At 37.6% G+C, this 11,869-nt stretch carries 12 protein-coding genes and 1 tRNA gene; all 13 read left to right on the top strand.

The features are described 5' to 3' along the window. Nucleotides 1-28 precede the first annotated feature (28 nt). A complete protein-coding gene (gene prfB / locus KKC17_01585) occupies nt 29-1,105 on the top strand; it encodes a peptide chain release factor 2 (GenBank protein MBU1038908.1) in 1,077 nt (358 codons plus the stop codon). A 12-nt stretch (nt 1,106-1,117) separates the two neighbouring features. After that, entirely contained in the window at nt 1,118-2,560 is a 1,443-nt protein-coding gene (locus tag KKC17_01580; protein MBU1038907.1) for a ComEC family competence protein, read from the top strand. Beyond that, nucleotides 2,557-3,387 (top strand): MBL fold metallo-hydrolase, encoded by an 831-nt coding sequence (locus KKC17_01575; protein MBU1038906.1) that lies wholly within the window; start codon nt 2,557-2,559, stop codon nt 3,385-3,387. Before KKC17_01580 ends, KKC17_01575 begins: the two co-directional genes overlap by 4 nt. Before the next feature lie 68 nt (nt 3,388-3,455). Then, nucleotides 3,456-4,049 carry a nucleoside-diphosphate kinase gene (locus KKC17_01570; protein MBU1038905.1) on the top strand — a complete coding sequence of 198 codons (594 nt, stop codon included), beginning with the start codon at nt 3,456-3,458 and terminating at the stop codon, nt 4,047-4,049. A 478-nt stretch (nt 4,050-4,527) separates the two neighbouring features. Next, nucleotides 4,528-4,725, top strand: coding sequence for a hypothetical protein (locus tag KKC17_01565; protein MBU1038904.1), 198 nt, complete (start codon nt 4,528-4,530; stop codon nt 4,723-4,725). A gap of 38 nt (nt 4,726-4,763) precedes the next feature. Beyond that, nucleotides 4,764-5,123: a hypothetical protein gene (locus tag KKC17_01560; protein MBU1038903.1), complete on the top strand. Its 360-nt coding sequence runs from the start codon at nt 4,764-4,766 to the stop codon at nt 5,121-5,123. 432 nt (nt 5,124-5,555) lie between these two features. After that, complete coding sequence (locus KKC17_01555) at nt 5,556-6,086, top strand: hypothetical protein (GenBank protein ID MBU1038902.1); 531 nt, start codon at nt 5,556-5,558, stop codon at nt 6,084-6,086. A 10-nt stretch (nt 6,087-6,096) separates the two neighbouring features. Next, nucleotides 6,097-6,285 (top strand): hypothetical protein, encoded by a 189-nt coding sequence (locus KKC17_01550; protein MBU1038901.1) that lies wholly within the window; start codon nt 6,097-6,099, stop codon nt 6,283-6,285. A 496-nt stretch (nt 6,286-6,781) separates the two neighbouring features. Next, nucleotides 6,782-6,856: transfer RNA gene (locus tag KKC17_01545), tRNA-Pro, on the top strand. Between the two features lie 132 nt (nt 6,857-6,988). Continuing rightward, on the top strand, nt 6,989-7,453 hold the full coding sequence (locus KKC17_01540; GenBank protein MBU1038900.1) for a hypothetical protein: 465 nt from the start codon (nt 6,989-6,991) through the stop codon (nt 7,451-7,453). A 256-nt stretch (nt 7,454-7,709) separates the two neighbouring features. Then, the gene (locus KKC17_01535) at nt 7,710-10,370 is read left to right on the top strand and encodes a hypothetical protein (protein MBU1038899.1); all 2,661 of its coding nucleotides are present in this window, start codon (nt 7,710-7,712) and stop codon (nt 10,368-10,370) included. A gap of 5 nt (nt 10,371-10,375) precedes the next feature. Beyond that, complete coding sequence (locus KKC17_01530; protein MBU1038898.1) at nt 10,376-10,921, top strand: hypothetical protein; 546 nt, start codon at nt 10,376-10,378, stop codon at nt 10,919-10,921. Between the two features lie 3 nt (nt 10,922-10,924). Further along, nucleotides 10,925-11,869: hypothetical protein (locus KKC17_01525; protein MBU1038897.1), on the top strand; the 945-nt coding region annotated here is incomplete at its 3' end.

Genomic DNA, 11,869 nt, shown 5'->3' with positions numbered 1-11,869 from the left:
CCTATGGTCGAAAGTGAATTAATTCGTAATATTAAAGCTTTACAGCAACGCGTTCAGGCGGCTGGGAGGTGGCTTTGACTTAGCCAAGACCAGGCAGAGAATAGTGGTTTTGGAAAAACAAATGCAGCAGCCGGATTTTTGGCTGGACACTAAACAGGCTAAAGAAATTAGTCAGCTTTATGGTGATGCTAAATTATTGGTTGAAGATTGGCAGTCCATAACTGATCAGGCGGAAGTTTTATTTCAGTTGGCTAAAGAAGAAGGTTCGGACGGGCAAGGGGATTGGTTAGAGACTATAAATAAATCTTACCAAGAATTGTTAACTAAGTTTGATAAGCTGGAAGTTAGGCGTTTATTATCGGCGCCTTATGATGATAGTAATGTTCTTTTATCTATTCATGCCGGCGCTGGCGGAACTGATGCTCAGGATTGGGCGCAAATGTTGCAAAGAATGTATTTGCGTTTTAGTGAAGACCAAAATTGGTCGGCCGTGATTCTTGATAAATCAGCTGGTCAAGAAGCTGGTTTAAAAAGTTGTCTTATAAAAATCAGCGGTCGTTTTGCTTATGGTTATTTAAAGTGTGAGGCTGGTGTGCATCGATTGGTTAGAATTTCTCCTTTTGATGGGGAAAAAATGCGTCATACTTCTTTTGCTTTAGTTGAAGTTTTGCCGGAATTACCCGAGTTAACCGATATAAAAATAAAGGACAGCGATTTACGGGTGGATACTTTTATGTCTTCTGGCGCGGGCGGCCAAAGCGTTAATACGACTTATTCGGCTGTCCGGCTGGTCCATTTGCCAACTAATATAACAGTAACTTGTCAGAATGAAAGATCGCAATTACAAAATAAAGAAACGGCTCTTAAATATTTAACAGCCAAATTATGGCAGGTGGAGCAAGCTAAGCAGCAAGCGACTAAACAGGAGTTACGGGGTGAATTTAAATCAGTAGCTTGGGGCAATCAAGTGCGTTCTTATGTTTTGCATCCTTATAAAATGGTTAAGGATCACCGAACTGAACTTGTTAATAATGATCCGGATAAAGTATTAGATGGTTATTTAGATGATTTTATTTCCGCCAGATTAAAGCAACTGGCCAGATAATTTTTTAACGGTATGGAGGGTACCGTCAATCACTATCAGTTAGGGCAGACGATTTTAACTAAACCTTTTTTGCCACCTTATTTATTAAGTCGGTTTGTTTTGTTGGGTGTTTTGTTAGGTTTTATTTTGGCCCCCTATTTTACAATTAATTGGTTTAGTTGGACGATTTTATTGGTAATTTGGTTGGTTAGTTTGCTGAATAAAAAATTTAATAGAAAATATAGCTGGCTTATTTTAGGCTTACTATTGGCTTTTGGTCGGGGATTGGCAGTTAAACCAATTAATCCATTAATAATAACGTCCGGCCCTAGTGAGTTTGCGGCGACAGTTGTTCGGTCGCCCAAGTTAAAAGATCGAACAACTACTTATTTTTTAAAAAACAATCAGAATATCACCGTCATAGTTACCACCCGGCCTTATCCGGAATACTATTATGGGGATCGGTTGTGGGTTAAGTGTTTTAGTTTATCGGTTATTGAATCGTCTTATAAAAATCAACCCGCTCGTTGGGCCTGTCCTTGGCCGGTTTTAAACTTAATAGCCAGACCAACTGATGGTTGGCGTCTTAAAATTGCCAGTTGGCGAACTGGTTTGTCCGAGAGGCTGACTGGGGGGTTAGCTGAACCTTATGCTTCTTTAGCTAGTGGTATGTTATGGGGCGATGATAGCGCTTTACCCCAAGCAATTACAGAATCTTTTAAAAAAACCGGTACAACTCATTTATTGGCTGTGTCCGGTTATAATGTAATGGTTTTAACCAGTATATTATTTTGGGTTTTAATAAGTTTAGGTTGGCGTGTTTTTGGCGCTAGCTGGTTAGTGGCCGGCGCAGTGGTAGTTTTTGTGGTTTTTACCGGCGCCGAAGCCGCTACTGTTAGAGCCGGTATTATGGCTTTAATGGTTATGTTGGCTTATTGTTTAAAGCAAAAAGTAAACAAATTTAATTTACTTTTATTAGCGGCTTGTTTAATGCTTTTTTATCAGCCACTTTATTTGTTTGATTTGGGTTGGCAACTTTCTTTCGCCGCCATGGTTGGCTTGTTGTGGTTAGCGCCTTTATTAAGAAGACGGTTAATTTTTATTACCAATAAATTTGGTTTGCGGGCCGCAGCCGTTGATACCTTGTCAGCCAGTTTAATTACTTTGCCTTTAATATTGTGGCAACTTAAACAATTATCCGTTGTAAGCCCGCTAGCTAATTTATTGATTGGCCCTTTGGTAGTTTTGGTATTTATTTTTGGTTTACCTATTTTAATTATACCGCCGGCTTTAGAATTTTTAATTGGGATTTTTGCTTGGTCATTGCAATTTATTTTAAGTTATATGATTAAAGTTGTTACTTTATTAGCCAGCTGGCCCAGTAGTTGGCTGGAATCGTCCCGATTGGTTTGGTTGATGGTTCTAATTGTTTATTTTTTATTATTTAGGGTTTTATTTTATCAACCAAAAAAATGAAAAAGATTTTTATTATTTTGTTTTTATTTTTAGTAGGTATTTTTATTTGGTTAATGTTTTTTAAACCTAAACTTTTACAAGTGGTTTTTTTTGATGTTGGTCAGGGCGACGCTTGTTTAATAACCACACCTAGCGGTCAAACCATATTAATTGATGGCGGTCCCGGTCGTTCTTTATTAACTAAGTTGGGCCAACAAATGCCCTGGCATAAACGAACCATTGATGTGGTAATTTTGACTCATCCCCATGCCGACCATTTGGCTGGTTTATTGGAAGTGTTAAAACGTTATAAGGTTAGACTTGTGTTGTGGACTGGTGTGCTGCATACTTCGCCGGAATATTTAACTTGGCTTAAAATAATTAAAGAAAAAAATATTTCAGCCAGAACAATTGAGGCTGGACAAAAAATAATTTTAGAATCGGTCATTTTGGAAACAATTTGGCCAGAAGGTAGTTTAGCTGGTCAAACTGTAGTGGATTTAAATGCCAGTTCTTTGGTTATTCGGTTGGTTTATTTAAAGACAGCTCTTTTATTGACTGGCGATATTAATCAAACAGAGGAAGAATTAATTTTGGCGGCTGGTCGGTTGATTGAAGCGCAAATAATTAAAATAGCTCATCAGGGGAGTTCCACTTCAAGTAGTTTGGAATTTTTGCGGGCCGTTAAGCCTGTTTGGGCGGTTATTTCGGTAGGCGATAATAATTATGGGCATCCTCATAAAATTATTATGGATCGTTTAAAAAAATTATTTATTAAAATATTACGAACCGACAAGCTGGGGGATATTGAATTTAGAAGCGACGGAAAAATTTGGCAACCCCTTTGATCGCCTTGGCCCTTTTTGGCCAATGTGCTACCATAGCTGGTGCTTGAACTTTAATCAGATAGCTTTTTATGTCTAAACATCCCAGAGAAGAAAGAACGTTTGTTATGGTTAAACCGGACGGCGTTAAGCGCGGTTTGACTGGTGAAATAATAAAACGCATTGAACAGCGCGGTCTTAAGGTAATTGCCTTAGAAATGTTTCAGCCGTCTTTAGAACAAATAGATAATCATTATCCTAAAGAAGAATCTTGGGTAGCCCGTTTAGGAGAAAAAACTCTTAATACTTACGCTAAGTATGGTTATGATGCTATGGAAGAGTTGGGTACGGATGATAAATTAGCCATTGGCCAAATGGTGCGTAAATGGTTGGTGGAGTACATGACTTCGGCGCCATTAGTTAAAATGGTTGTGGAAGGTGTTCATGTGGTAGATATGGTTAGGAAATTAGCCGGTAACACCATGCCGTATATTGCCGAAATGGGAACCTTACGTGGTGATTTTTCCGTAGATTCAGCGGCTGCGGCTAATAAAGATAAACGAGCGGTTCATAATATAGTTCATGCTTCAGAAACAGCCGAGGAAGCTAGCCATGAGATTTCCCATTGGTTTTCTCCGGAGCAAATACATGCTTATAAAAGGGTGGAAGATGATCTGATGTTATAGAGTATTTTTTAATACATTTTACTTAAGACAACCTTTTTACTAAAGTAAAAAGGTTGTTTTTTTGTTTACTAGTAGTTAAATTTGACATATTTAACAATTATGTTATTATCAAACTAATATATGAAACTTACGCAATTATTCGCCATTTTGCCGATCAATTTGAAGGCCATTATCATTGGTTTGATTTTGGTTATTTTGCCGCCGGCGGTTGGCTATGCTAAGTCATAATATATAAATTAGAAATTTAGCTAAAAAACCAACCGCCTACTTAAAACAGGGCGGTTGGTTTTTTATATACCCTCCTTCGCTGACACTGCTAGTGGATTGTGATTAGAAATAATAAATTATAGGGTATTTCATTGCTGATAAAAGCTACGGAGGATGAATACAGAGTTAATTTAAATAAGTGATTCAAAAAAGTTTTTTAACAATTTAATATAAAAACAAATCACAATACTAACAATAATGGGAATTTAAGATGGAAAAGCAAGTCGATCAGAAAAGTTCAGTGGATGCTGTCGTTTCTTTAACAAGAATAGGCAACAATAATCAGATTAAAGAGGGGGTTACTAGCAGTAAAGACAATCCTTTTAACAAAGTTGATTCAAATTTTGACTGTCAGAATAACGAAGATGGTTGTGAGGTATTCTCGCAGTATTGCAGGATTCGCGGTTAAATTAATTAAATAAAAATAAATAAATTTGGAGAAATAAAATGAAATCAAATACTGACTTAGTTGATCTAAGTTTAATCAATGATCTGATTCATTATAAAAATGAGTTAGAAAAGCTTAATAAGGCTTTATATTTCCAAAATATTTTATTTAAGGAGTTTAATCTTAACGGCGATTTACCTACTCAGCAACAAATAGTTAGTCGAAAAAAAACAAAAGCAGAATACAATGAAATACAAGATGTTTATAAAAGTATTTGTCTTAAAATACCTAATTATAAGGGTATTCTTAAGGAAATTAGGTTGGCAGAGGCTGGTATTTTAAATAAAAATAAAATTAGGCTAAATTTTTCAAACACCTTAGCCGATCCGCCTAATTTGATTTTAGGTTTATCACAATAAAAATAAATTTTAAAGTTTTCTCACAAAGAAAACGTAACACACCCGATTCAGCGCACAATAATAGCTGAATCGGGTTTTATTTTATATTTGGTAAATAAGATAATAATTTGACAATAATTTGGGGTTTGTTATACTTATTTTAATTATGAATCTATACAGTATTGCTTATCGTTCTTGGTTCTGGTTTAAACTCTCTCAGCAGGTGAGCGGTGTTTCTGTATGGTCATAATATACTTTTAGAAACAAAACCGAACGCCTTCTGGGAATTATTTGCCAGAAGGCGTTTTTAGTTATTTAATAAATATTTGTCATTTGTAATTTGTTTCGGAGATAAGCGTTTAGGTTACTTGTATTAGCCGAAATGGATTAAGAATGATAAATCATCATCAAAAATAAATAAAATATTAACACCAACCAATCAAGGAGGAAGTTATGTCTAGTTCTAAATCAGGTAAAAACGGTAAATTTGTAAAAAATTTATCCTTAGAAGAAAAACAAATGTATGCTGTTTTTCTTTATCAGCGATTTGTTTTTTTGGAAGATAGTATATACGAACATTATTTAAAAAATCGGGTTAGTTTTACAGCTAATCATTATCGAGTTTATTTGAAAATTTTTTATCTCCTAAAGAAAGCCTATTACCGAGCTAAAAATTTTGGAATTGATATGGATTGGCCAGGCGAACCCCGTTTATTACCTAATGGAACTAACGGATATTATAGTTCTCAAAAAACAGTTAAAATTTTATTAGGTTCATTTATGTTTTTGCTTAGGGAGATAAACGGGGCTGGTTATCAAAAAATTCCAGCCGTAGTCGCCGGTATTAAAAAAATAAAATATTTTCATAATAAAGCGCTGGTTGATTATAAAAAAACTTCCAGCCCAAAAATTCTTAAAAAGGAAGAATATAAAATTAATAGTAAGGATGGGGGATCTTTTGTTCCCAGTGGTCTTTATTGTTAGGAGGATGGTTGTGAAAGTACAAAATAAAAATAAAACTAGTTTAATTGAACTGGGGCAAGCTGCTAATAAAGTGGCTTATGCCAAAAATAATCCTAAAGGCGATGTGAACGGCGCTATGATGCGTTTACTGGAAACAATTGAAAAGGCCGATCCTGCTGACTGGGAAAAATTTAAAAAAATTAGCCAAAAAAACAATTAAAAATATTTATAGAGACGTTTAAAACCGTCTCTATTTTTTTGGCTAATGAAAGCTAATGTGGATAATTTTTTGGCTAATCTTAGGTAAAAAACTATAAATTTCCAATTGACAAAGTTGATTATTTGCGCTATTATTAAATTAGCCCTATTACAACTGGCTTAATGTGTTATCGAGCTCTACAAACCTTTTGTTTTGGAGGCGTCTAGTAGTTTAATGATTAAAATTGTTAACTCTGGCGCATATCCAACAGCCTGGAGCTTTAATTAATAAAAGGTCAAGGTTGGTGTTTATTATTAGCCAATCTAAACCTATTAATGAAAAGCTGGCTTACCTGAATTATTCAGGAACTCGATTGGCATTAAGCCACAGGTTAGGGCTTTTATTTTACCAAAAAAATTGTTATATTTGATGCTACTTAATAAGTTGGGCAAATATTTGATTAAGTAGAATAAGCTAAGGATTAGCGGATAGTAAAAATTATCTACGAGGTAGTGGCCGGGGTGTGGTGTACCGGTAACATGCACCCTTGGGGTGGGTGTGACAGCGGGTTCGACTCCCGCCACCCCGACCATTATTCCGTAGTTATTAATTAGTAATCTAAAATCAGGGTAAAGTTTTTAGCGATTAACTTTTAAGGTAAGTTAATTTTTGTGGTATACTGAAAAGGTTAATGTTAGTGTTTTTTTATTAGTCACTAACGCCTATGATAAAAGATCTTTTGTTCAAACCAAGCGGATTTAGCCGTTGGCTCAATCTGATTATTATTGGTTTGTTTTTATTATTGAGTGCCTTTTTTGTTTGGCAGTTTTTACGGCCAGCGGACAATCAGTCTTGGTCGCCCGATTCTTATGTTAGTTTAGCCGATAGTCCGGTTGTGGAAAAAGTTATTGGGCCAATAGTTTTATCAGAGTCTTGTTTGGTAAAAAATCCTTGCCCCATTAAGATTAAAGCTATTGATCCGGAGGGGGATAAATTGGTTTATCATTTTTATTCCTTACCTAATGATGATTTGATGATTAAACCAGTGGAAGCTGATTCAGGAGAAACTATAGCGCCGGCTTTGATTTTTAATAAACCAGGTGAAATTATTTTTAAAGTTTTAGTACAAGATGAGGCTGGCCATGCTGCCCCGGAACAGTCTTTGGTGGCTCTGGTTAAAGAAAATTAGCCTATTGGTTAGTGGGCTCTAGTTAAAAGATTAATTGCTTAATAAAGCACTAGGTTAGTATTGCCTAATTTAATGATTAATGACGTTAAGGTTAAGTTGATTTTAGTATTGACAAAAGTTAAATATTATATTGTTTTAGAAGGTGGTTTTTTAGTTTGACGAAAATCAAAAAGTATGGTATACTAACAATAGTAATAATACTTAAATATAGGTATTATTTAGTTAAAGTTGTCTAAACCGCTAAAACAAACATTTTATGGATAATAAGACATATTTAAGCACTCGTTTTAACTTTAGAGTTGGACGGGTTTTTTTGTTGGCCACTTGGTTATTATTTTTTGGTTGGTATTTTTCTAATACAGCCAAGGCCGTAAGTTGTCTTCAAGGTTCTTCTTGTGTGGTTAGCGCTACAGTAACAGATCCAGAAAATGATCCAATTAGCAATGTTACTTTTAGCAGTAGTGTGAATGCTTCCAGTTGTACGATTGGCGGTGTTAGTGGAACAGTCAGTGGTGCTACCTGTTTTAGGAATGCTACTATGGCTCCTTCTGTTTCGGCTAATGCGACTTATATTTTTTCCTCCACGGGTAGTTTTTCGGTTAGTGTTAGCGCCACGGATAATGCCGGGCATATTTCTAATACTTCTATTCCAGTAACTGTTACCACGCCAGTGCCGGGCAAATTAACTTTTACGCAAAAACCTGCTGTTTGGACTAACAGCACTACGGCCGCTTTTGGCTGGTCAGCTGTAACATACGCCACTTCTTATTTAGTTTATTTGGATAATATTTTAGAAGTTGATCAGACTGGAACATCTTGGGTTAAAACGGGTTTATCAGCCGGTTCTCATACCGTGATTGCTTATCCTTTAAATTCTAGTGGTACAGGCACGTCAGATAGTTGGACTTGGGGGATTGATACAGTCAAACCAACTTGTGGTACTTTTTCACCCAATCCGTCGCCTTGGAAAACTAGTGGCACGCAAGCTTTTACTATATTAAGCAGGAGCGATACGGGCGGTTCAGGTATAAACGTTGATTTATCCAGCAATAATTGTACCACCGGGTCAACTAATGGCAGTACTTGTGTAGTAAATATCCAAGACAATGCTGGTAATACTGGCGATCCTAGTACCTGTACCAGTCCACCTAACCGCGTAGATGCTACAGCCCCTAGTCAGGTTAGCTTGTCGGTTTCACCTAGTTCTACTAATGGTTCATTTACAATAAGTTGGACTGCAGCTACTGATAACGAAAGCGGTTTAAGTAATTATGAATTATGGCGGGCAGCCGATAATGCTGGCTCACCTGGTACTTGGGGATTGGTTAAAAGTACTGGCACTTCTACTACTACCACTGATAGTCCAGCAACTGATGGCAAATGGTGGTATGGCGTTCACGCTGTTAACAACGCTGGTGGTTATTCCACCGAAACCTCTGCTCAGTTTGGTATTAAGGATACGGTGGCGCCCACCTGTGGCACCTGGTCACCCACATCTTCACCTTGGAAAACTAGCGGTACACAAGCCTTTACTTTATCCGGTTCCACTGATTCAGGCTCAGGTATAAATACTTCAAGCGGGCCTTGTACTACCGGTCCTAACAATGGCAATACTTGTACTGTTGGTATTACAGATTTAGCAGGTAATCCTAGTACTTGTACTAGTCCACCTAACAGAGTAGATGCTACAGTTCCCAGTCAGGTAACAGGTTTGTCAGTTTCACCTAGCGCTACTACAGGTACCTTTACTATTAGTTGGTCAGCTGCTAGCGATGCCGAAAGTGGTCTTAGTAATTATGAATTATGGCGAGCAGCTGATAACGGTGGTTCACCAGGTTCTTGGAGTTTAGTTAAAAGTACTGGTACATCTACTACTACCACTGATAGTCCAGCAACTGATGGCAAATGGTGGTATGGCGTTCACGCTGTTAACAACGCTGGTGGTTATTCCACCGAAACCTCTGCTCAGTTTGGTATTAAGGATACGGTGGCGCCCACACCTAATCCCACAACTGGTTATACTTCTGGTGTTTCGCAAACCAGCATAACTTGGCATATAAATACGCCAGTAGATAATAGTGGCGGTGCCGGTTTATCAGCCACGCCTTACAGTTTTGACGGGGGCAGTACTTGGCAAGCGACCAGCTTTTTAACAGAGTCTAGTCTTACTTGTAGTACATCTTATGGTAAATCTATCAGAACTCGTGATTCTTTAGGTAATGCTACAACAGCTGGCACTTTGTCGGCTTCAACTAGTTCTTGTGATGTACGATCAGCCGGTTTATCGGGTAACCCCAGTGTTAGCGGTTGGGTACAAACTAGTACTTTTACTTATAGTCCGTCTTGTACTGCTCAAAGTGGTTATAGTTTAACTTCTTGCTTTACTCAAGTATCTACTAGTCAAGGAAGTTCTTGGTCACAAATTAGTTCTAGCCAGACAGTTGGACAAACTTATACCTTAGTCACCGGTAATACTTATCGGTTTAGAGTAGTAGCTACTGATACTGGCGGTACTGTAACATCGGCTGTTATTCCAGCAACCGGCGATATACAATTGGACGATGGTGATATAACTTTGTTAAATAAATTACCAGCCGCTGGTACTACTACTAACAAATTGCGTCCGACAATCGGCGTTAATCTTAATAGTGTCACAGCTTTAAGTGGTTGCGCTATTTATATAAAAAGGCCGAATGAAATAGATAGTACTTATTTAGAAAGTATAGTGACTAATTCTTTTCAAAGAGATTTAAATACTTTTGCCGTGCCGGCTTTAGGGTATAATAAAATTTCACCTTTGCAAAACGGTGAGAATAGAGTTAGGTTAATTTGTTCCAACAGTTTGGTTAGTAATCGCGAAGTAAGCTGGACTTTTAATGTTCAAAATGAGGCACCGGCTAAACCGGTTACGCAGTAGCTAGGATGAAATTATTTTATTTTAAAAAACCAAACAGCAAAATAAAAATAAAACTGCCTGGTCGGGTTAGCTTTTATTGGTTGTTAGCTTTTGTTTTATTGGTTATTTTATGGTCTAGTGCAAGTCAGGCACCTAGTTTTATTAAGAGGTTTCCTGTGAATGATCAGAAGATTGTTAAAGAAGAAATAAAAGATAATTTTTCCGGCGGGCCATTAATTAGGTTGCAAGGGACTTATTTAAGGACTGGTTTGGTAATAACTAAAACCCCAGAAAGACTGACTATAGAATCACCTAAGTTAACTGGTTCAGGAATGGATATTTTAAAAATTAATGTTAACAAACAAATGACAGTAATAGAAGTTAGAATTCCACAAATTTTAGAGAGCGAACCGACAGGCGATAAACGTCCCGAGACTATAGAGCGCCGGGTAGTAAGTTTAGAAGATGTGCAGGTTGGCCAAGTAGTTTCGGTTTTAGCTAGCGAAGATATTGCTGATAAATTAGAATTTTTTGCCAGCCGTATAGAATACAGTAAGATAATAACTTTTTAAACAATGAAACGTAGTCAGTTTTTATTATTAGCAGTAGTTATAGCTGTCGTTTGGTGGTTAGGCCAACCTCAATTAGTTAGGGCGGCTGATTCTTGTGTTAATTTTAACGGAGCGGTTGGTTCAACTTGTACTTTGGGGGCGCAAGCCAATGACCCAGAAGGCGATAGGATTTATTACGAATTTCAATGGGGCGATTCAACTAGTACTAGAGTGCCACAAGCCGATGGTAGTTTATTACCAGGTACTTCTTGTGGCGGCGCCGATACTACTGGTGGTACAGTAGCTTCGGGTACGATTTGTACGGCCGATCATACTTGGAACAGTGGTGGGCAATTTACTATTTATGTAGTAGCTAGAGATGAGGCCCGTCATGAATCATCAGCTTCTGATCCAGTGGTTGTGAATATTGATGGTACACCACCAGGTCTTAGTTTTGTGCCAACTAGCCGAGCTTGGAGCACTAATTCAATTTCAGTTAATGTTAGCGCCAGCGATACAGCGGGTGTAAGTTATGTTCGTTATTGTTGGACTACTGGTGCTAGTTGTGATCCCGGTACGACTGATGCTAATATTTCGCCGTTTATTTGTTCGGGTAGTACACCTTGTAGCGCCGACGTAGCACAAGGAACTAATGGCAGTTGGAATTTATGTGTGCGGGCTCGTGATGTAGGTGGTAATTGGAATAGTAGCCCAGTGTGTTCAGGTCTTTATCGCTATGATTCTATTTCTCCCACCCAACCGGGTGCTCCTTCAGCCACTCCTAATCCTAATAACACGGGCAGTTTCACATTGTCTTGGTCAGGTTCTACTGATACAGGTTCAGGTGTGGCTGGTTATTATGTTTATCAATCTTTGAATGGTGGCGCTTTTAACTTAGCTTCACCAGTGAGTTCTGCTTCTAATTCCTGGTCACCTGCACCAGTGCTGGCTAGCGGTTCTTATGTTTAT

The sequence above is a fragment of the Patescibacteria group bacterium genome (assembly GCA_018817715.1).
Classification (GTDB): Bacteria; Patescibacteriota; Patescibacteriia; order Veblenbacterales; family UBA10138; genus JAHITT01.
This window is presented reverse-complemented; position numbering and strand designations above follow the sequence as displayed.

What these genes read in the sequence shown, in the direction of transcription:
- KKC17_01535 (MBU1038899.1), top strand. Translation starts at nt 7,710, where the DNA reads ATGGATAATAAGACATATTTAAGCACTCGTTTTAACTTTAGAGTTGGA.
- KKC17_01560 (MBU1038903.1), top strand. Translation starts at nt 4,764, where the DNA reads ATGAAATCAAATACTGACTTAGTTGATCTAAGTTTAATCAATGATCTG.
- KKC17_01540 (MBU1038900.1), top strand. Translation starts at nt 6,989, where the DNA reads ATGATAAAAGATCTTTTGTTCAAACCAAGCGGATTTAGCCGTTGGCTC.
- KKC17_01570 (MBU1038905.1), top strand. Translation starts at nt 3,456, where the DNA reads ATGTCTAAACATCCCAGAGAAGAAAGAACGTTTGTTATGGTTAAACCG.
- KKC17_01555 (MBU1038902.1), top strand. Translation starts at nt 5,556, where the DNA reads ATGTCTAGTTCTAAATCAGGTAAAAACGGTAAATTTGTAAAAAATTTA.
- KKC17_01580 (MBU1038907.1), top strand. Translation starts at nt 1,118, where the DNA reads ATGGAGGGTACCGTCAATCACTATCAGTTAGGGCAGACGATTTTAACT.
- KKC17_01530 (MBU1038898.1), top strand. Translation starts at nt 10,376, where the DNA reads ATGAAATTATTTTATTTTAAAAAACCAAACAGCAAAATAAAAATAAAA.
- KKC17_01565 (MBU1038904.1), top strand. Translation starts at nt 4,528, where the DNA reads ATGGAAAAGCAAGTCGATCAGAAAAGTTCAGTGGATGCTGTCGTTTCT.
- KKC17_01575 (MBU1038906.1), top strand. Translation starts at nt 2,557, where the DNA reads ATGAAAAAGATTTTTATTATTTTGTTTTTATTTTTAGTAGGTATTTTT.